At 42.8% G+C, this 21,549-nt stretch carries 18 protein-coding genes; 16 read left to right on the top strand and 2 right to left on the bottom strand.

Annotated features, from left to right (window positions below; translation table 11 throughout):
- The first annotated feature begins 19 nt into the window (after positions 1–19).
- The 9 genes from bshA to BP97_RS0108000 all read left to right on the top strand — a co-directional run bounded on the left by bshA (position 20) and on the right by BP97_RS0108000 (position 10,274).
- Positions 20–1,189 (top strand): N-acetyl-alpha-D-glucosaminyl L-malate synthase BshA, encoded by a 1,170-nt coding sequence (gene bshA / locus BP97_RS0108040; RefSeq protein WP_028548634.1) that lies wholly within the window; start codon positions 20–22, stop codon positions 1,187–1,189.
- Positions 1,190–1,202: 13 nt separating this feature from the next.
- Positions 1,203–2,492, top strand: a complete 1,290-nt coding sequence (locus BP97_RS0108035) for a CCA tRNA nucleotidyltransferase (RefSeq protein WP_028548633.1) — start codon at positions 1,203–1,205, stop codon at positions 2,490–2,492.
- 5 nt (positions 2,493–2,497) lie between these two features.
- A complete protein-coding gene (locus tag BP97_RS0108030) occupies positions 2,498–3,490 on the top strand; it encodes a bifunctional biotin--[acetyl-CoA-carboxylase] synthetase/biotin operon repressor (protein ID WP_036745642.1) in 993 nt (330 codons plus the stop codon).
- A gap of 278 nt (positions 3,491–3,768) precedes the next feature.
- Positions 3,769–4,623 (top strand): 3-methyl-2-oxobutanoate hydroxymethyltransferase, encoded by an 855-nt coding sequence (panB, locus tag BP97_RS0108025; protein ID WP_028548631.1) that lies wholly within the window; start codon positions 3,769–3,771, stop codon positions 4,621–4,623.
- Positions 4,624–4,638: 15 nt separating this feature from the next.
- Complete coding sequence (panC, locus tag BP97_RS0108020) at positions 4,639–5,502, top strand: pantoate--beta-alanine ligase (RefSeq protein ID WP_028548630.1); 864 nt, start codon at positions 4,639–4,641, stop codon at positions 5,500–5,502.
- 131 nt (positions 5,503–5,633) lie between these two features.
- Positions 5,634–6,017 (top strand): aspartate 1-decarboxylase, encoded by a 384-nt coding sequence (panD, locus tag BP97_RS0108015; RefSeq protein ID WP_028548629.1) that lies wholly within the window; start codon positions 5,634–5,636, stop codon positions 6,015–6,017.
- A 63-nt stretch (positions 6,018–6,080) separates the two neighbouring features.
- Positions 6,081–6,719: a tetratricopeptide repeat protein gene (locus tag BP97_RS0108010; protein ID WP_028548628.1), complete on the top strand. Its 639-nt coding sequence runs from the start codon at positions 6,081–6,083 to the stop codon at positions 6,717–6,719.
- An 85-nt stretch (positions 6,720–6,804) separates the two neighbouring features.
- Positions 6,805–9,657, top strand: a complete 2,853-nt coding sequence (dinG, locus tag BP97_RS0108005) for an ATP-dependent DNA helicase DinG (RefSeq protein WP_028548627.1) — start codon at positions 6,805–6,807, stop codon at positions 9,655–9,657.
- Complete coding sequence (locus tag BP97_RS0108000; RefSeq protein WP_028548626.1) at positions 9,654–10,274, top strand: redox-sensing transcriptional repressor Rex; 621 nt, start codon at positions 9,654–9,656, stop codon at positions 10,272–10,274. The genes dinG and BP97_RS0108000 overlap by 4 nt, the downstream gene beginning before the upstream one ends.
- A 61-nt stretch (positions 10,275–10,335) precedes the next feature.
- Here BP97_RS0108000 and BP97_RS0107995 read toward each other — a convergent pair whose 3' ends face one another.
- Together BP97_RS0107995 and BP97_RS0107990 are read right to left on the bottom strand one after the other, a co-directional pair.
- Positions 10,336–11,337 carry an inorganic phosphate transporter gene (locus tag BP97_RS0107995; protein ID WP_028548625.1) on the bottom strand — a complete coding sequence of 334 codons (1,002 nt, stop codon included), beginning with the start codon at positions 11,335–11,337 and terminating at the stop codon, positions 10,336–10,338.
- A gap of 27 nt (positions 11,338–11,364) precedes the next feature.
- Positions 11,365–11,985 carry a DUF47 domain-containing protein gene (locus tag BP97_RS0107990; RefSeq protein ID WP_028548624.1) on the bottom strand — a complete coding sequence of 207 codons (621 nt, stop codon included), beginning with the start codon at positions 11,983–11,985 and terminating at the stop codon, positions 11,365–11,367.
- 265 nt (positions 11,986–12,250) lie between these two features.
- Between BP97_RS0107990 and BP97_RS0107985 the strand changes: the two genes are divergently transcribed.
- The 7 genes from BP97_RS0107985 to BP97_RS0107955 all read left to right on the top strand — a co-directional run bounded on the left by BP97_RS0107985 (position 12,251) and on the right by BP97_RS0107955 (position 21,541).
- On the top strand, positions 12,251–13,549 hold the full coding sequence (locus BP97_RS0107985; protein WP_028548623.1) for an amidohydrolase: 1,299 nt from the start codon (positions 12,251–12,253) through the stop codon (positions 13,547–13,549).
- A gap of 55 nt (positions 13,550–13,604) precedes the next feature.
- Entirely contained in the window at positions 13,605–14,096 is a 492-nt protein-coding gene (locus BP97_RS0107980) for a cell wall elongation regulator TseB-like domain-containing protein (protein ID WP_036745641.1), read from the top strand.
- A 178-nt stretch (positions 14,097–14,274) separates the two neighbouring features.
- Positions 14,275–14,808: a ubiquitin family protein gene (locus BP97_RS0107975; protein ID WP_028548621.1), complete on the top strand. Its 534-nt coding sequence runs from the start codon at positions 14,275–14,277 to the stop codon at positions 14,806–14,808.
- Positions 14,801–16,303, top strand: coding sequence for an AAA family ATPase (locus BP97_RS0107970; RefSeq protein WP_028548620.1), 1,503 nt, complete (start codon positions 14,801–14,803; stop codon positions 16,301–16,303). The genes BP97_RS0107975 and BP97_RS0107970 overlap by 8 nt, the downstream gene beginning before the upstream one ends.
- 256 nt (positions 16,304–16,559) lie before the next feature.
- A complete protein-coding gene (locus BP97_RS0107965; RefSeq protein ID WP_028548619.1) occupies positions 16,560–18,197 on the top strand; it encodes an N-acetylmuramoyl-L-alanine amidase family protein in 1,638 nt (545 codons plus the stop codon).
- Positions 18,198–18,210: 13 nt separating this feature from the next.
- A complete protein-coding gene (locus BP97_RS0107960) occupies positions 18,211–18,750 on the top strand; it encodes a GerMN domain-containing protein (RefSeq protein WP_028548618.1) in 540 nt (179 codons plus the stop codon).
- Between the two features lie 52 nt (positions 18,751–18,802).
- Positions 18,803–21,541, top strand: a complete 2,739-nt coding sequence (locus BP97_RS0107955; RefSeq protein ID WP_028548617.1) for an S-layer homology domain-containing protein — start codon at positions 18,803–18,805, stop codon at positions 21,539–21,541.
- Positions 21,542–21,549 lie beyond the last annotated feature (8 nt).

Raw genomic sequence — 21,549 nt, 5'->3', positions numbered from 1 at the left:
AGGCAAGGGAGGGAGCCGTGTGAAAGAACGGTTAAAAATAGGCATAACCTGTTATCCTACGCTGGGCGGTTCCGGTGTTGTTGCAACCGAACTCGGCAAGCTTCTTGCCGAAAAGGGCCACGAGGTTCATTTTATTACTCATAGTATGCCTTTCCGTTTAGGGAAGTTTGATAAAAATATATTTTATCATGAAGTAGAAGTAAACGATTATTACGTATTCAAATATCCTCCATACGATTTGTCTTTGGCCAGCAAGCTGGCCCAGGTCATCCAACATCAAGAACTCGATTTGCTGCATGTGCATTACGCGATTCCTCACGCTGTTTGTGCTCTGTTAGCCAAGCAAATGGTTAATGATCGGATTAAAGTAGTAACGACATTGCACGGTACTGATATTACAGTTTTAGCACAAGACGAGTCCTTAAGTGATCTGATACGGTATGCCATTAATAGAAGCGATGCTGTAACTGCCGTTTCCCAAGACCTGATTCAAGAAACACGAAAACTACTTTCAATCGATAAACCGATTGATTTGGCATACAATTTTGTGGATAAAAGAGTATACTATCCACGTGAAGTAGCCTCACTCCGTAAGGAGTTTGCTCATCCAGATGAGAAAATATTAATACATATTTCTAATTTCCGGCCTGTCAAACGGGTAACTGATGTTGTGGAAATCTTTGATCGTGTAAGCAGAGATGTTCCGTCAAGGCTGCTTTTCGTTGGTGAAGGTCCAGAGTTATCCAAAGTTCTCTGTAAAGTAAAAGAACGGGGATTGTTGGACCGAGTTACATTTTGTGGCAAGCAAGATGATGTAGCCCAGCTGCTCTCCTTATCGGATGTCATGCTTCTTCCATCGGAGAAGGAAAGCTTCGGTTTGGTTGCTTTGGAAGCCATGGCATGTGGTGTTCCCACAGTTGCATCCAACGCAGGCGGCATTCCGGAATTGATTACCCACGGAGAAACAGGATATCTGGCGGATATAGGGGATGTCGAGCAGATGTCCCAGTACATTAAGACCTTGTTAACGGATCAAGCTTTATATGAAAGAATGAAAGAAGCGTGTCTTCACAGAGCACGTTACACGTTCTGTAACGATATCATTACACGTCAGTATGAGGAAATCTATTATCGAGTGTTAGAGCGTCCGCTGCCGGATGATTTGAAGATGAAACCATTGAATTGTTAAGACGGGGGTCGTCATGAAGGATTCGCTGGAGCAAGGTGCTCTCAGGATTATTGAAACGCTTATGGGTAACGGGTATGAAGCTTACTTGGTCGGAGGCTGCGTTCGAGATAAGCAGTTGAAGAGACCGGTAAAGGACTACGATATTGCTACTTCAGCTATTCCTGAGAGAGTAGAGCGTTTGTTTGCGAGAACAATACCTACAGGACTTCAGCATGGCACTGTAACCGTTGTAATCGATGGGCAGCCATATGAAGTAACTACTTTCCGTAAAGAAGACATTTATGAAAATCACAGAAGACCTACAGAGGTTCAATACATAGATAGTTTGTATGAGGATTTGCGCAGAAGAGATTTCACAATGAATGCTATGGCCTTAGACCATGAGGGTAAGCTGTTGGATCCGTTTCATGGTACTGAAGACATCCAAAAAGCTATTTTACGATGCGTGGGTGAGGCTAGCGAGCGGTTCCAGGAGGATGCGCTGCGTATGCTGCGCTGTGTTCGTTTTGCAGCTGAATATCAGCTAGTCGTGGAAGAGCAGACCTGGATAGCTTTGTGCGATCATGCCCCGTTACTTAAGCATATCGCAATGGAACGCGTTAGAATGGAACTGGAACGCATGATCGCAGGGGCTTCGCCTAACCGTGCTATAGAACTGTTAGCATCGAGTAAAGTACTGCAGCACAGTAAGTTTCCTTTGCAAATTGCAGGAATGGAAAGCATAACGGAACTTCATGATATTTCTCTGCTTAGTCATCCGATGGAACGCTGGGCATATCTTTACTTCATTTTAGGAATCGAAGCTGGGGCAGTTGAAGAAGAATTGCGTGTATTGACTTTCTCCAAGCAGCAGATTGATGAAGTGAGGCTTCCTATAGCTGCAGCAGCAATTATAGGAAGCAATCTCCATAATTTGACCGAAATCGATGAGTCTGAACTGCAGCGTCAATGGAAGCTTGCTGCAATTCAGTTTGGTAAAGTGTCAATGCTTGCATTGGCACATATCTTATCACTTGATCCTGGGGCTGCACTGCTTAGAGGACTGTCGGTTCAGGTAGGTGCTTTATATGCAAAAGAAGGGCTGCGATGGTTAGAGGAAATGCCAGTGGATAAGGTCGCAGGTCTTCATGTCAGCGGCGGAGAGCTAATTGCCAGAATTGGAGTACCCGCGGGTCCTTGGGTTGCTAACATACTGCAGCAATTGCTGCGAGAAGCGTCTCTAGGGATGCTTATCAACGAAAAGGAAGTACTGCTTGATAGGGCTGTGAACTACTATAAAGACCACTACTCTGCAGGAATGTGATAATAATGACAATCAACGAACAACTGATTCAAATGTTTGAGGAACGGCCACAGCAATTCCTTTCAGGTGAAGAGCTTAGCACTAAGCTTAACTGCAGCAGAACGGCAATTTGGAAGCATATCGAGCGATTGAGGCAAGAGGGCTACGAGTTCGAAGCTGTTTCACGAAAAGGATACCGGCTCATGTCCAAACCTGAGAAGCTGAATATACAAGAAATTTTACAGCGTCTTGAGACCAGCACACTGGGAAAAAGCATTCATTATTATGATGAAGTGGACTCCACTCAAACGGTGGCTCGCGAACTGATTACACAAGGAGCAGAGGAAGGTACACTTGTCATAGCTGAACTTCAAACTGCCGGCCGAGGTCGTTTGGGACGGAGATGGCATTCTCCTAAAGGAAAAGGTCTCTGGATGAGCCTGGTATTGAAGCCACGCATTCCAGTACAGTTTACACCTCAACTCACACTGCTTATAGCAGTTGCGTTATGTCGCGCGCTTAGACAGATAACTTCGTTATCCATCGGAATCAAATGGCCTAACGATCTCTTAATTGAAGGAAAAAAGATTAGCGGTATTTTGTTAGAATCCAGCGCTGAAGATGAGAATTTACAATATGTCGTTGCTGGTATAGGAATAAGTGTAAACTTAGCTCAAGACGATTACCCGGATGATGAATTGCGTTCAAAAGCTACTTCTTTGTCGATTGAAGCAGGCAAAAAACTGGACAGAACCGATATCTTATGCCAGTTTCTAAGGGAGCTGGAGCTGGTATATACCTTGTATCACGAACAAGGGTTTGGGCCAATCAAGCTTCTCTGGGAAGCGTTGAGCGTCTCGCTGCATCGATCCATTACATGCCAGACACCTCGGGGAGTCTCAGAAGGATATGCAGTGGGCATCGATGATTCTGGAGCTCTAACTGTTCGTCTGCCAGACGGAAGTATGACTCAGTGGTATTCTGGAGATATTCAATTCGCTAACCCGGTAGCTGATTAAATGTGACGAATAAGTGTATTCTAAATATGAAAAGTCTGGTATAATGTTAATGCAAGGCGATATCCATGTGAATTGCACTTGTATTGAACAATGGCAAGGCTACAACTTCATAGCTTTATCTGGAATATGTCGGATTCTGCTCTGAGCCTTATGGACCGAGACAGAAGGATCATATGATTTTTTTTGCCATGTGAACCTTTTAGCTCCCGTAGGCTAAAAGGTTTTTTTGTTCATACTAATGTAATCCACGAAAAGCTGAAGGAAGGTGTGTGGTTTAAATGGATAAACGGAGACCAATTACAACGGCAAAATTAAGAAAAATGAAAGATGATGGCGTACCGATCTCAATGCTCACGGCGTATGATTATCCTTCTGCCAAATTAGCGGAGGAAGCAGGCGTTGATGTTATTTTGGTCGGAGATTCTTTGGGTAATGTAGTATTGGGCTATGATTCGACGATCCCGGTCACCCTTGAGGATATGATTTATCATTCTCGAGCAGTAGCAAGAGCAGCTCAATCATCTTTTGTCGTTACGGATTTGTCCTTCATGACTTATCATGGAAGTATAGACCAAACCATCCGGAACGCGGCTCGTTTAATGCAAGAGGGAGCGGCCAAAGCGGTGAAAATGGAAGGTGGAGCGGAAATTGCCGAGGCTGTCGCTACATTAACTCAATCGGGGATCCCAGTCATGGGGCATATTGGATTAACGCCACAATCGATTCATCAAATCGGAGGCTACAAAATTCAAGGCAAAAATTCAGCGCAAGCTCAAAAGCTGCTGGAAGATGCAAAGGCTTTAGAGCAAGCAGGTGCTTTTGCCATTGTCTTGGAGCTAGTAACGGATCAGTTGTCCGCTCATATTAGCAAAGAGCTCTCCATTCCCACTATCGGTATCGGTGCAGGATCCCACTGTGATGGGCAGGTATTGGTGTTCCACGATGCGTTAGGATATGGTTCGGATATTGTACCAAAGCGATTTGTTAAAGAATACGCCAACATTGGCAATATCATTCGAGACGGTATCAAGCAGTATGTGGATGAAGTCAAACAGCGTCAATTTCCTTTAAAAGAACACTCTTTTCAAATGGAAGATGAAGTAGCGGAATTTCTGTATGGAAGCAAGAAATAAGACGGGGGTAAACCTATGCAAATCATTCATCATATAAAAGACCTTAGACAAGTAATTAAGGAAGCCAGAAATGCCCGCGGCGAGCTTCGAGTAGGCTTCGTTCCAACTATGGGGTATTTGCATCAAGGACATGCCAGCTTGCTGGAAGCTGCTCGTAAGCAATGTGATCTGGTTATACTAAGTATCTTCGTCAATCCGCTTCAATTTGGTCCTAATGAGGATTTGTCTCGGTATCCTAGGGATGAAGAGAGAGACCTGGCTGTTGCCAAAGCAACTGGCACGGATATCGTATTTTTCCCCACTGTTCAAGAGATGTATCCAAATCCGACCAAAACCATTGTATCTGTAAGTGGAGTAACTGAACGTCTATGTGGTACGTCGCGTCCCGGACATTTTGACGGAGTTGCTACAGTGGTTACTAAATTATTTAATATCGTTCAGCCAGATTTTGCGTTCTTCGGTATGAAGGATGCCCAACAAATCGCTGTTATTCAACAAATGGTGGACGATTTGAATAACCCAGTAGAAATTGTTCCATGTAAAATTGTTAGGGAAGAAGACGGGCTTGCTTTAAGCTCCCGAAATGTTTACTTGCAGCCTGAGGAACGGGAGCAGGCTTTGGTGTTGTCTTCCGCATTGAAGATGGCTGAGAAGTTTGTTCAAGAGCACGAGGGCTCCCTTCAAGCAGCAGAGCTTCAGGAAGCGGTAAAGCGGCATATTGCTCAATCTTCTATAGCGGAAATTGATTATGCGGATATTTTAGCGTATCCTTCGCTGGAGCAGGTAACCGATTTGCGGTCCGTTCCTGCATTTATTATTGCCCTTGCAGTTAAATTTGGAAAAACTCGTCTCATTGATAATACAATCATTCGCTGGTAATCTATGCTTACGAAGACAGTTTTGCTTCGCGAAACAAAGTTTACGCTTACGATGACAGTTTCGCATTGCGAAACAAGGTCTATGCTTATGAAGACAGTTTTGCTTCGCAAAACTCTTAGGAGGTCACATCCATGTTCAGAACTATGCTTAAATCCAAAATTCACCGTGCTACGGTAACAGAAGCCAATCTTAATTATGTGGGAAGTATCACCATCGATGAAGATTTGCTCGATTTAATCGATATGCTGCCAAATGAAAAGGTGCAAATCGTCAACAATAACAATGGGGCGCGCCTTGAAACATACATTATTCCAGGTCCTAGAGGCTCTGGCGTCATCTGTTTGAATGGAGCCGCTGCAAGATTGGTTCAAGTTGGAGATACGGTAATTATTCTTTCTTACGTTATGCTGACAGATGAAGAAGCACGCAATCATAAACCTCAAGTGGCAATAATGGGAGAAAATAATAAGGTTATCAGCGTTATTAAAGAAGAAATTCATTCCACTGTAATGTAACGAATGAAAAGCGCTGTGGGGGCAAAAAATGAGGGTATGCTCAGCTTAAGGTGGGATGCGTACATGTTCAAACATTTATTTGCCTCCATGAATGAGATGCTTGATGAAATTACAGCACAGTTCCCAGCCGCAACAGGTTCGAGGAAAAAAGAGCTTCAAGAGAAGCTAAGGGTGTTAAAGGCAATGAGTGATACTTTCATTGAAGAATGGCTGCTGTTCGAGGAAAAGCTGGCCTTGTTTCACCAGCAGCATCATCAGGCTGCTGCAGCTGCAGTATCTAAAACCATGGATCCTGAATTAGGTGGCAAGCGTACTGATGAATTTATGAGGGGTCAAGGCTTCTATAAGCTCCTGATGTATGACGAGGCTATCCAAGAGTTTTCCGGCATGGTAAACAAGTATCCAGATTTTACATTGGCTCGAATTTATTTGGCGATGAGTTATTTGCGTAAGGGAGATATTGTTGAAAGCTACAGCCATTTTCAATTCACTTCTCAATTAACAGAGAATAACCAGATACGTGCTATTTCTTATAATGCGATGGGTTGTATTCAAGCACAACATCGAAACTTGGACAAAGCGTTTGAATATTTTAACCTCGCATTTCAGACGGATCCGACCAGCGTGCAGCCTTTAGTGGAGATGGGACTTTGCAGTGAAAGAAAAGGACATCTCCATTTTTATCAACACCCAAATCGATAGCTGAGAATAAGTTTACTATTCCCTTTTCCCAAGAGTATTGGTATGCTAAGAAGAGAGTGGGAATGAAGGGATTGACATAAAGTAAATGAAATTCGCGGTTTTGGATTTTGAAACGACCGGGAGTCAGCCTGCGGATCGTATCATTCAGGTAGGTCTCGTCATCATACAAGACGATCATATAACGGACAGGTATACTTCACTGGTTAATCCCGGGATAGGTATACCTTCTTCTATAACAACATTAACGGGCATTGACGATGAAATGGTTAAGGATGCGCCTGAGCTCGATGCAGTCATCAGTCATCTAGTACCTTTACTTCAAGAATCCGTTCTTGTCGGACATAATATTGCTTTTGATCTGGCTTTTCTCCAAAGAGCTTTGGATGAGCACGGTTATTTTCCGTTTGACGGTAAAGTATTAGACACGATGGACTCTCTGAGAGTACTGTTTCCTTCGTTAGCCAGCTTGCAGCTTTCGATGGTATGCCATGCGTTCAATATCGTACATGAGAGGCCTCATCAAGCAGATAGCGATGCGGAAGTGACGGCTCTTATTTGGCTGCGCTGTATTGAGCGCTTTCAAGGACTACCGTTACTCGCACTTCAGCGTTTATCCATGATTTTTGACGAAGTAACAACGGATTTTGGTTGGTTTATTCAAGAGATGAGAATGTTTAAAGAAACCTTCTCTCCCGTTGATACAGATTCAGCACGTTATTTCCGCCAATTTGCAATTAACGTAAATGATTGGGGAGATGAAGAGCCTGTTCGGGAAGAAGATGAACTATTATCTATTCCTGATGATTTTTCTGAGTTCTATGAGCAATTAAAGCAGCAGCTGCGTCTCCGTTTCGAGTCTTATGAAGATAGAGAAGCGCAGGTTAAAATGCTGGAAGAAGTTGAGCTGGCTTTTGAACAGGGCATGCATCTGATGGTTGAAGCGGGTACGGGAACCGGTAAATCGCTCGGCTACTTAATACCCTCCTTGTACTACGGAGTAAAGAAGGACAAGAAAGTATTGGTCAGCACGCATACAATTAACTTGCAGGAGCAGATCCGCGAGAGGGATATTCCTTTGCTCCACAGTTTATTTCCTGTAGGCTTTCGAGCGGCAGTTTTGAAAGGCAGAAGTCATTATTTGTGCTTGCGCAAATTTGAACATAAAATGAATCTGATGGACTTTGAAAATGGAAAAGAAGATCGGATCAACGCGGGACAGATGCTGGTTTGGCTAAGTGAAACGAAAAATGGGGATGAGGAAGAGCTTCATTTTGCCAACAAAGGCGTTCAGTTCTGGCATTCGGTAGCTAGCGATTCAGATTCTTGCTTAAACAGAGCATGTCCATGGTTTAAGAAGTGCTTTTATCATCGGGCCAAACATGAAGCAAATACGGCAGATGTTATCATAACAAACCACTCCATGTTATTTACAGATACCAAAGCAGAAAACCGTCTTTTACCAAGTTATAAGCACCTTGTCATTGATGAAGCACATCACTTTGAAGAGGTAGCCAGCAAGCATCTTGGCATAGAATTGTTTTATGGTTCTTTCTTGAATACGTTATGGTGGCTATATAAAGATGGCCGAAGCGGACAACTGTCTTCTCTTCATGCTAAACTTCAAAGAGAGCCCTCGGAAAAAGCACAGGCTTGGTGTGAGACGATTGACAGCATCACTCCTACTTTGGTCAAGATTAAAGAAGATTGGGATGAGCTTGCAGAGCTGCTGTATCAACTGCTAGCTGCTCGTTCAGATCCTTCCCAGATGGAAGGCGGCCAGCTAGTCTACCGTATTAAGAAAGACGATACTCCTGCGGTATGGGACAAGCTGCTTGTACATGAGGAAAACATATTTCTAAACGCAACTGAGGTTCTTAAAAAACTGGATAAATTGCTTTCGGAAATGAAAGAAATGCAGGAAGAGCTGGACCTTCAAGGCATGGTTACCGATATTTCAGGGACGGTCAAAGAACTGTATAGACACCGTGATAATCTGCATTTCTTCATGACGATGAAGGATGATAATTATGTATATTGGTTAGAAGCAGGCCAATTTAACAAAAGCAAGTCGCTCCAATTGGTGTGTGTTCCAATAGATGTAAGTCCCATGCTTCAGCAGCATTTTTTTGATGTGAAGGATAGCGTTATTTTGACTTCTGCCACGTTGTCTGTAGGCAAATCCTTTGATTATACTTGCGAGCAGCTAGGACTAGATACTAAAGAAGTCGACAGTAAGCTGAAAACCGTTCAGCTTCCTTCCCCGTTCAATTACCGGCAGCAGGCATTAGTTGCGATACCGAGAGACTTTCCGAGTATTCGCGGCAATTCGGGTGAGAAGCAGTTTCTAGAACATTTGACCCAATCTTTAGCTGAGGTTGCATTGGAAACTAAGGGAAGAATGCTTGTCTTGTTTACCTCGAACCGAATGTTGAAGCTCACTCACGCCGCTTTGAAGGACGTTCTGAGCCCGTTTGGCATTCAAGTGCTGGGACAAGGTGTGGACAGCAGCAATCGCAGTAAATTGACACGTTTATTTCAAAATAACCCGGCCAGCGTATTGCTCGGTACGAGCAGCTTTTGGGAAGGTGTCGATATCCCTGGAGATGCGCTGACTTGTTTGGCGATAGTCCGGTTGCCTTTTCAACCGCCTAATCATCCTCTAGTGGAAGCGAAAACGGAGAATCTAAAAAAGCTGAATCAAAATCCTTTCATGAAGCTATCTGTACCGCAGGCTGTAATTCGTTTCAAACAAGGCTTTGGAAGATTGGTTCGTACAGCCAATGATAAAGGCATTGTTATCATTTATGACACTCGCGTCATTGATACGACGTATGGAAAGTACTTTTTGTACTCGCTGCCCGGCCCCAAAATCGAGCACATGCCGACCAATCAATTGGTTTCAAGAATTAAGCAGTGGATGGGGGAAAACGGTGCATGAAAACTTTAAAAATATCTGAAGCGGTAGTTCGTAGATTGCCGATTTATTTGCGGTTTCTTAATGAATTGAGTAAAAAAAGTGTTCATACGGTATCCTCGCAGGATTTGGGCCAAAAGCTTGATTTAAATCCTGCTCAGATCCGTAAGGATCTCGCTTATTTCGGAGAGTTCGGTAAAAAGGGAATTGGATATGATGTCGCATATTTAATCGAAAAAATACGTCAAATTTTAAAGCTCGATAAAGTGATTCCCGTAGCACTTGTAGGTGCAGGTAATTTGGGACGAGCTCTGTGCAATTATAATGCTTATTTAAAAGACAACATGAAAATCGTTGCGGTGTTTGACGCACATACGTCAAAAATAGGCGAATCCATTAACAATCTGAAGGTTAAGCCTATGGATGAGCTGCAAGAGACTATACAAGCACTGCATGTTCGTATAGGCATTATCACAGTGCCAGCAACAGAAGCACAGAATGTCGCGAATAAATTCGTGGAGGCTGGTGTGGAAGCTATCCTGAATTTTGCTCCGATAATTATTAAAGTTCCGAATGAAATCCGCGTACATCATGCTGATTTTACGACGGAGCTTCAAAGCTTGGCCTATTATTTGGATTAATAATCACAACGGAAATTAAAAAAGCCTACATAGCTGTAGGCTTTTTTTGTAGCTTTTTTTATTATGTAGTCAGATGAAATACGATTTTGTAAATTAAGAAGGATAGCACCATACTGATTGGAATGGTAATAATCCAAGTCATAACCATTTTCGTAACGGTTGCCCACTTAACATCATAAAACCTCATGACGGCACCCGTACCGATAATGGAAGAGGAGATAACATGTGTAGTGGATAAAGGCATTCCCATGGCTGTAGATACTTGAATTACGATAGATGAGTTTAAGTCGGAAGCAAAGCCGTTAATAGGTTCAATCTTGATAAGCTTTTTACTCATCGTTTTAATAATTTTCCAACCGCCGATTGATGTCCCTAATCCCATTGCTGTTGCTGCACATAATTTAACCCATAACGGAACGTCAAGGGTCGTTTGATACCCTAAAGCAACCATACCGAATACGATGATACCCATTGCTTTTTGAGCATCATTACCGCCGTGGGATAAGGACAGCAGTCCTGCTGAAAAGATTTGAAAAATCCGGAACATTCGATTCAGTTTAGATCTGGAGTGGTTCCCACTGGCAAAAATGAGCTGTCGGATGATCCACATAATGATGAAGCCAGTTGCAAACGCAACGATAGGAGAGGCAACTAAAATAATAATAATTTCTTTGAAACCAGCCCAATTGACGGAAGATGCACCAGCTCCTGCAATGACTGCACCCGCCAAAGCACCGATTAACGTATGGGAGGATGATGAAGGGATGGCATAATACCATGTAATAAGATTCCAAATGATGGCTGTTATTAATGCTGCAATAACAATTTGAACTCCATTATCGATAGTTGCAGGATTGGCTACCTTACCACCAACGGTTTTGGCAACTTCAGAAGAATAAATGGCTCCAACGAAATTCAAAGTAGCAGCATAAAATATAGCAAATTTAGGTGACAACGCTTTGGTTGAAATGGACGTTGCGATAGCGTTGGCAGTATCGTGAAAGCCGTTAATGAAGTCAAACAGAAGGGCTAGCGCAACAATGATGATTAATAGGGTTAACATAATTACCTCCTACCGAGTTCGAACAGCTTACGAATAACGCAATACGACGCTTTCCAAAATATTCGCTACGTCCTCACAGGCATCCGTTGTTTGTTCGAGCCGCTCGTACAGCTCCTTCAATTTGAAATCATGGTAAGGATCCTTCGGGTTCATGAAAATTTCACGAATGCCTTCTCGCATCAGACGGTCAGCTTCATTCTCCAAGCTGTTGATTTGTACGGTATGTTCAGTAATTTGCATGTATTTCTTCTTGGATAGCAACTTGAAGGCATCGAGTATGTGCTGGCAGCTAGCAACAAGTACAGCGGAAAATTCCCTCATATAATTATCGCTAGTTGTTATGTTCAAATAATCAAATCTGGCGATACTCGCTTCAATACCATCGACAACATCATCTACTTTGGAAGCGAGTTCCATGATATCTTCACGTTCCAAGGGAGTAATAAATACTTTGTTCAAACCTTTGAAGATTTGATGAGTAATCTGATCCCCTTTGTTCTCCAAGTCTTTCAATTGAGGACAGAATGCTGCTGGCGGTTGATCTCCCATGACGGCATTGCGGAATATTTGCGCCGCGTGTAGTGTGTTCTCCGATGCTTTAATCAGCAAGAGCAAAAAATCGATGTCGTTCTTTTTAGCAAAAAGCATGAAAGAGCCTCCCTCAAATGTATCTTAATGAAATCTTCATATAAAAAACGCAAATTATGTAGAAAAAAGCGACAAAATTCACACAAAAATAAAAATAACACAACACACTAATGCTTTGCAATCATAGTTTATCCAAATCAGAATATGTTCATGAATCTGTTATTATGTTGACACATTAAGCTGGAAGGACAAGGTAGCTTGATTTATATACCGTGAAGTTGTACAGTGAAGATTGATGCTATTTGTTCGAAAGGATACGGTGATAATGAAAAAAACGATTATTACAAACGGAACATTTATAACAATGAACGATCAGAAGCCTGTAATCCAAGGTTGCATGGTTTTGGAAGGCAATCAAATTACATATATTGGTGAAGAAGCACCACAACCGCTCGAAACCTACGACGAACAAATCAATGGCAAGGACAAGCTGTATATGCCTGGTCTTGTTAATACTCATTGTCACGCGGCCATGTCCCTTCTTCGCGGCTATGGAGACGATCTGGCTCTTCAAGTCTGGCTTCAGGAAAAAATGTGGCCAATTGAAGGAAAATTTACAGCACACGATGTAAAATGGGGTACTCAACTGTCGATCCTGGAAATGCTCAAAGGAGGTACGACAACTTTCGTTGATATGTACGATCATATGAATGAAGTTGCATTGGCTGTTGAAGAGAGCGGCATGCGGGCTTGTCTGACTCGCGGTGTTATTGGACTATGTCCTCCGGAAGTGCAGGACGCCAAATTGCAGGAAGCAACCCAATTCGCCCGTGATTGGCATGGCAAAGCTGGAGGCCGTATCACAACCATGATGTCACCTCATGCTCCTTATACTTGTCCTCCAGATTATATTGAACGCATCGTTCAAGCTGCTCATGATTTGAATCTTCCATTGCATACTCATATGTCAGAGACTGCACGAGAAGTACAAGACAACGTGGATCAATATGGGGCAAGGCCTGTTGCACATTTGGAGAAACTCGGTTTATTTTCAAGACCTGCTCTAGTGGCACATGCGGTTCACTTAACAGATGATGAAATACAAATATTGAAAAAATACGATGTCCGTGTTTCTCATAATCCGGGAAGTAACCTGAAGCTGGCTAGCGGAGTAGCGCGAGTACCAGAATTATTGAAGCAAGGTGTAAAAGTATCCCTTGGTACAGATGGTGCAGCAAGCAATAACAACTTGGATATGTTCGAGGAAATGCGCTTGGCGGCACTGATTCACAAAGCTGTATCCGGCGACCCGGTTGCTGTACCAGCGGAAGCCGCTATTCGAATGGGAACTCTAGATGGAGCTCAATCGATATGGCTTGACGATGTGGGTGCACTTCAACCTGGAATGAAGGCTGACTTCATTGCTTTGGACTTGAATCAACCACACTTTTTCCCGAAAACCAACTATATTTCACACGTTGTTTATTCTGCATCTGCTAAGGACGTGGCCGATGTGTGGGTTGATGGAAATTTGATCGTGAAGAATGGTGAGTGTCTTACATTGGATGAAGAAAAAGTACTGTTCGAAGCGCAGCGCTGCTTTGAGCGACTCACTAGCGAATAACGTAACGCTCATGCCATTAGCTTTAGTTAGTATGAGCTTGTAGGAGGATTCCCCCATGAAAATCAAAATAACAATTGTTGCGATAGCTGCAGTTGCCCTTATTTTGTTTTTTGGTGGCCGATTCATAAATGCGGTACAAGAGGATGAATGGAAAATTCAACGAAGCGCAGTACAAACGGCTTATCAAAAAACGTTGTTAACAAAAGCCGTGAAAGTGGAGCGGTACGTTGGAGATAAATCTTATACAGTGATTTATGGAGAAGATAAGATCGGCCAACAGGTAATTGTTTGGGTTGGGGATGATGAAATTTATTCTCAAATGGCTGCGGACGGTGTATCGGCAGATAAGGTAAATACCCTTGTACACACCAAACAAGCGAACGCAGATATATTAAGGACGATGCCCGGAGTTCTGGGCGGCAAGTTGATATGGGAAGTATTATACAAGCTACCGGCAGATGAAACCGGAAGTGAAAAGTATTATTACGACTATTATTCTTTCAATGAAGGTACTTATTTGGATACATGGCGTTTAAGTATTCAATAAAAGCGGGGCTGACGCTGGTTTTTGGAGCAAATCCATGAGCCAGCGGAGGCCTCTTTTTTCATTCACTTAATAATTTAGGGAGCATTACCACACATTACATCGGACTATTTGATATATCATGTGATATACTCAACGTATACTTTTTGATATATCAACTTAGAAAGGGGGACGTCGGCTTATGAAGTTGCGTCTCTTACCAGTAGTATTGAGTGTTGCTATTTCTGCTACCGTGTTATTTGGCGGTTGGTTTGCATATCAAAGCTTTGCAATGGAGAATCCGTTGGCAAGTATCGTTGAAACTACGCCAGGTGTGGAACTGGTGAATACTCGAATAAATACTAATGATGCCGAAATCGAGCTGAAGCTTCAACCATCTACCAGCTTGCGTGAGGTATATGACAATATCGAAAGCAAAGGCTCCGCCATTTTAGGAAAAAAAGAATTGAAGCTTAAAGTAGTGAATGATTCGTCACAGCAGTTGGATCAATGGTGGTCATCTGCCTTGTTTGATGTGGCTCAGGCAATGGAAACGAAGCACTATGCACAAATCCCTGCTACACTCCAATCGCGTGTTGAGAACTCGTCGAATATGAAGATTTCTACCGAGATGAATGATAAGTTTGTCTTTATCACGATGACAGATGGTGACAAAAGTAAATTTGTGATGCTGCCTCGTACTCCAGAGAAAATGGGGGTGTGGCCGAATGAGTAAAATTTATAAAGAAATATTTATAGGTGTCATACCTGTAGTTATTATTTTTCTATTCTTTATCGGTGTTAATGCGTTACCGTTAGTGTTCATGGCAGTAATTTTAGGTACTATTTTCTATATGAACCAAATGCGCAGTGCCAGTGCCGGCTTTGGCGGGTCTGGTAAATCGCGTAGACAGCAGGCTCCAAGCTATTTGACCTTTGACGATATCGGTGGTCAGCAGCGTGCAAAGACCGAGTTGAAGGAAGCGCTGGATTTTCTTATTAAACATGAAGAAATTCGGAAGCTTGGTATTCGTCCTTTAAAAGGGATTTTGCTCGAAGGACCTCCTGGAACAGGTAAAACTTTGTTGGCAAAAGCAGCTGCACATTATACGAATTCTGTTTTTATGGCTGCTGCTGGTAGTGAATTTGTAGAGATGTATGTTGGTGTCGGTGCTAGCCGAATCCGCGATATGTTCAAAGAAGCACGCAATCGTGCAGTAAAGGAAAACAAAGATAGTGCTATTGTATTTATTGATGAAATTGATGTTATAGGCGGCAAAAGGGACGGGGGACAGCATCGGGAATATGATCAGACATTGAATCAGTTGTTAACTGAAATGGATGGGATTCACACATCTGAAAGCCCACGTATTCTAATTATGGCAGCAACAAACCGTAAAGAAATGCTTGATAGCGCCCTGCTTCGTCCTGGTCGGTTTGATCGCCATATCGAAGTGGATTTACCAGACAAAAAAGGCCGCATGCATATTTTGAACATCCACAGCAAAAATAAACCTTTGGCACCCGAAGTGAATTTGGAGCTGGTTGCAGAGGAAACGTTCCAATTTTCTGGAGCCCAGCTTGAAAGTGTGATGAATGAGGCGGCGATTTACGCTATGCGTGAGGAAGCGCTCCTTATCGGTCAAAGTCATTTGTCCCAAGCAGTGGATAAAGTAATGATCGGTGAAAAAACAGATCGCGAGTCCACAAAAGAAGAACGTGATCGTGTTGCGCTCCATGAATTAGGACATGCTATAGCAGCCGAAGTGGTTCGTCCTGGCTCGGTATCCCAAGTAGCTTTAAGCCCACGGGGGAAAGCTCTTGGTTATGTACGTCATAATCCGCAGCAGGATCAGTATTTGTATACGAAAGAACAGCTCGAAGAACAGATTATTATTGCTCTGGGCGGAGCTGTAGCAGAGGAAATGTTCTACGGCGGCCGCAGTACCGGTTCGCGTAACGATTTCGAACAGGCGCTGCATTTGGTCCGTACGATGATGGATTCTGGCTTGACTAGCTTAGGAATTATGGATCGACAAATGGTTACGAAGGAAGAGCTGATGAGAGAAAACGCGGTTATTCTCGAACAACTAACGTTGAGAACCCGCGAATTGCTTGAACAGCATCGCATTGTATTTGAACAATCGCTCTACATTTTGGTCAAAGAAGAGGTTCTATCGGGCGATCAATTCCGCGAGCTGTTGGAGAATTCTCGATTACAACCCGTATAAGTTGAAACTTAAGAGCTTGAAGCAAGCAGGTGTCAGCCTGTCGCTTTGAGCTTTTTTTGCTTAAAAATTGAAACGCTTTCAAAAAGGGTGCATAATCTATGAAAATGGAGGCGGATGAGAGGGAAACTTATCATTTTTCGCAACTTTTTCGTATTTTTTGAGTCTATTATATTGGTAAGTTTCGCCATTAAGAGATAGTTTATGTCATAATAGTATTCATCATTACAAAATTCAAATACATAATCTGAGGTGTAAAATGAGAGTTGTTACTACGTTGATTTCTTTTTTGCTGGTTTCACTGTTAGTATTTCCGATGATGGCTTTTGCCGCGGTGCCGCAAATCCAGCTTTATTTAAACGGCAAGCAATTGGCTGCCGAGGTGGCCCCCAGAATCATTAAAGAAAATACTGTTGTACCTGTACGGATCATTGCGGAATCCACAGGAGCCAAAGTTCAGTGGGACGGGAAAAATCGCAAAGTCACCGTAGACAAGTCAGGGATGAGCATTCAGCTGTTTATCGACAAGCAGGATGCTCTAGTCAACAATAAGAGCGTTAAACTTGAAACGGCACCAGCAATTATAGATGGCAATACCATGCTGCCATTGCGCTTTGTCAGTGAGCAGTTGGGAGTAAAAGTGACTTGGGACGAGCTGACACGTTCGGTATTCTTGTTTCAGACAGACGGAGATGTCAAGGAAGACGTGTCATCCCCGATCGCAGGGGAAGAGGGCAAGCAGGAGGGAAATACAGGAGCAGCAGCTTCGGAGACTTCGAAAGAAGACAACACGTCTTCAGGTAAACAGCCTACGACTCCAACAGATAAACCATCGGTTAAACCATCAGATTCAAATGGAGCAAGTACAGATAAGCCTGCTGATAAACCGGATAAAGATAAGAACGACACTACATCTCCAAATAAAGAAACAGGCTCAACAAGCACGACACCAGGGAAAACCGAAGCAGGGGGAGACCAAAAAGGTCAGCAGACGAAGCCAGGAGATAAAGTGAAAGAGCCGGTTACGACTATCCGCTCTATTTCCCTTGAAGGGGAGCAGTTGATAGTTAAAACTACAGGTGCCGAGAGCAAGCCGAATGTATCTAAGCTATCCGAAGCGAATCGGATTGTAATCGATATTCCATATAGTCAATTGGATCCTTCCTTGAAAGTGAACGATAAAGGTGAAGGTACAGTGAAGGGTAATCAGAATAATGTCTCTCAAATACGATATTTGCTATTTTCAAAAGAATCGTCTATCGTTAGAATAATAATAGATTTATCTAAAAAAGTAGATTTCAAACTGTCTTCTGCTAAGACGCCGAACCAGTTGATATGGACGTTCTCTCCTGCTAAGGAGCAGTTCAAGGTCGTCATTGATCCTGGACATGGAGGTAAGGATACCGGAGCTGTGTCCATAACGAAACGTTATGAGAAAGACTTCGTATTAGCTCTTGGAACGAAGGTGTATAAGCTGTTGGAGAAGGAGCCTAGAATCGAGCCGGTCATGACACGAGATGATGATACGTTCGTGGAGCTTGCCGATCGGGCATCTTTTGCCAATGAGATGAAGGCTGACTTATTCGTTGCTATTCATGGCAATTCTACGGGAAAAGAGTCTGTTGCAGGTGTGGAAACCTATTATTATACCGAGCAAAGCTTACCGTTTGCACAAATTATGCACGAGCAATTGTTGAAATCTACACAATTTCCGGACCGCAAAGTGAAACAAAATAATTTCTACGTCGTCAAAAATACGACAATGCCTTCGCTTTTGCTGGAAATCGGATTTTTGACGAATCGATCCGAAGAAGCAGCTATGTTTCAGGATTCATTTCAGGATCAAGTTGCCGCGTCTATCGTTGCTGCTATCAAACAGCAGTTGAATATCGACTAAGGAGAGGATAGCGATGCAAAGACGGCTCATTAACGGCGCAATAATCGGTCTTACACTTGTCGTACTAGCAACAGGCTGCGGACAGGCCAAACAAGCCCCAAATGCATCAGGAGAGCCAAAACCTGGCACAGTTGCGCAGACTCCGGCAGCCGGGGCCGAGAATAAGCAATTGAAGATTAAAGTCTATTTCGGAGACGAAAACGGTGAGAGATTAGTTGAACAGGAAAGCACGATCTCCTATAAAGAAGATAATGAGAAATATGCTTCGGCGTTGAAGGCTCTGACAACAAGTCCTGATAGCAAAAGAATAGCATTGCTAAAAGGGTTTACTTTCAATACCGTGACGCTAAAAGATCAAACTTTAACCGTAGATTTGTCGATGGCCCCTGAATCCAGATTAGGTGCCGGTGGAGAAGACTTGATGCTTCAGGCTATGAAAAAAACAGTATTTCAATTTTCAGAGATTCAAAATTTAAATATTTTGCTGGATGGCAAAGCCGTTGATAGTTTAATGGGACATATGGAGCTCCCTCATCCGATCAAGCGCGGTTAACCGCGCTTTTTTGGGGGCTTCGCAATATCAGTTAACCGGGAGGGGCAATGAAATGAGCAACAAGCAAAAACATACTAAAAAAATGGCCGCTGGATTAATAGCACTATCCGTACTAGTCAGTAGTCCTGTGTACGCTGCCGAGACTGTGAAAACGAACGGAACAACGGTTACCAACAATGCAAGCTCAGGCTTCACGGACGTTAGCAACGACCATTGGGCCATTAAGCATATTACGAAGTTGGCTGCGTTAGGAATTATTCAAGGGGTGGAGAAAGGTAAATTCAGCCCTGACACACAAGTATCCCAACAAGATGTTGTCATCATGGCAATTCGTATGATGGGACTTGAAAATGAAGCTTTGAAAAATAAGACTGAGACCATCTTGCCTGTTACACTTGATCAAAGTTATGCCAAACAATACATAGCCTACGCTTTCGATAAAGATTTACTGGATGTGAAAGAAGAAACGGACGCATCAAGCGCTAATTCAAAAACCGCTTGGGGCTCTCGTCCTGCAACCCGTGAGTGGGTTGCCAAGCTAGTTATTCGTGCTATTAACAAACAAGACTTAGCGAAACAAAAAAATGCTGATCCTTCCATTTTCAGCGACGCGAAAGATATGTCCTCTTGGGCAGTTGGTTATATTAATGCGGCAGTGAGCTTGAATATTGTTAATGGTGTGGACGATAATAACTTCCAGCCTAAAGGGAATGTCACCCGCGCTCAAATGGCAACCTTCCTGAGCAGAGCGGATAAAGAGCTGACTACTCGATCTGAACGTGTTGTTATTGGATATATGATGGGATTAAAGGATCGTAAAATGACGATTCTCGATAAACAAGGTAAAACGACAGAATATACAGTTACCTCTGACACTGCTTTCTATAACGCGAAGGATGACAGTCGAATTCCTTCAACTCAGTTGAAAGAGACGAACGAAGTATATGTTATTCAATCCGCTGGTACAGCTGGATATGTTGAGTTAACCAATGATGCTGAGCAAATGGAATCATATGAAGGCATTTTGGATCAAATCTATGTTCCAAAAATGATGGTATCCGTAGCTCAAGGCGGCAATAAAGACCTAAAAGAGTTAGAACAAAATGTAACGGTTACCGATAAAGACGGCGGTGGTCTCAGCCTGGGCTCTATTCCAATCGGAAGTATTGTAGAGCTTAAACGCAATCTTCTTATTCCTAATGCCAAATACTCGAAAATCATAGTGAAACAAGTTCCGATTAGCAAAACGGCTGAAGGAGCGGTAGTGAGTATTGACAAGAATGCGAACACCATAACTTTCATGGATAAAAAGACAGGTCAAAACGAGTCGTTTCCTTTTGGAGTTAAGCTTGCCATCACTTTAGCCAGTGGAGCAGCAGGAGATTTGTCCAAGGTACGTGTCGGTGACGTAGTATCCTATGAAATTAAAAATAATGAGGTCGTTGGTATCAAAGTTAGCCAACAAGCGGATGTAGGAAGCTCGGTTGAAGGCACATTAACGAGTGTAAGCGACGATAAGAAAATATTAACCATCAATAAAGCGGATAATACACTGGGTGCCTATTATATTGCGGATAACGCGATCGTAGCGATAGACGGGTTAGGTAATGCAGGTTTCTTCGATCTCGAAGTAGGCGATCAACTGAAAATTGATATGGTGAATGAGAAAATCGTTAAAGTTTCCGTAACTAGTCGTTCAATCAAACAGCTGGCATTTGCCAAGATTGTTAACTACGATGCAGAATCAAAGCTTCTGACGGTCACGGACGATAACGGTTCCCCCTACGCCTATAAAATGACGGAAGCAACAGGAATCAGCTATTGGGATGCACCTATGAATTTGACCGATTTTGCAGACAAATTCGTTAAGACTAAAGGTACAAAAGTCGATATCAAAGTTTCCAAGGATAAAGTTGTAAGCATCAAGTATGCGATGAATGCAGAGGGTACTGTGACACAAATCAACGCTCCAGCCAACCAAATTACGCTTCGTGCTCCTGGAGGTCAAAATGTTACCTTTGGCTTGATGACTTCCATTGGCGTAGATACCTTGGCTAAACCAGGAGCGACTTTAAGTGACTTAAAGATTGGCGACAATATCGTGGGTACGTTAAACCGTGATCAGGATCTCATTACCCTTATTCAAGTAAAGAGAACGTCAGTTTACAAAACACTCATATCCAATACAACAGAACGGCAATTGAGTGTTAAAGACGAAAGCGGCGGATTGCTCGTATTCGAGATTGATAACAATGATAAAATCGTAAATCCAGGTAAAGCAACACATAGTTTCGAAGATATCCTAGTTGATGAGTATATTAAAGTAGCCTATACTGGTAAGAAGTTGGAAAGTGTTGAAATGTTGAACACGGTTCGCGGAAAAGTAACTGGGGTAGATTCTGGAGCAGGGACTATCACTGTCCAAGACTATTATACCGGTGTACAAGTATTGCCAGTCGGCAAGAAATTTGTCATTAAGCAAAATGGAACAACTTCGGCCGATTTGAATTCGCTTAAGGTTGATGATCGGGTAGAGATCATTAAGGATGCCAATGAGCAGTTGATTATTTCGAAAGCAACTGCAACCAAACGTAAAGTTGCCTCATATGATTCAGTTCTTAATATCATGCAGTTAAAGCCAGGTGGATCTGCCGATAAAACAACATTTAATTTTTATGCAAAAGCTTATTTACATCAAGGAGCGACAACCATTGCACCAGGTGCTTTTACTGAAAACGACGATGTAACGATCTTTGTTCTTGACGATAAAATTTATGAGATGGAAAAATAAAATTTTAT

Origin of the sequence: Paenibacillus sp. UNC451MF (genome assembly GCF_000686845.1) — a bacterium.
In the GTDB taxonomy this organism is placed as follows: domain Bacteria; phylum Bacillota; class Bacilli; order Paenibacillales; family NBRC-103111; genus Paenibacillus_S.
This window is presented reverse-complemented; position numbering and strand designations above follow the sequence as displayed.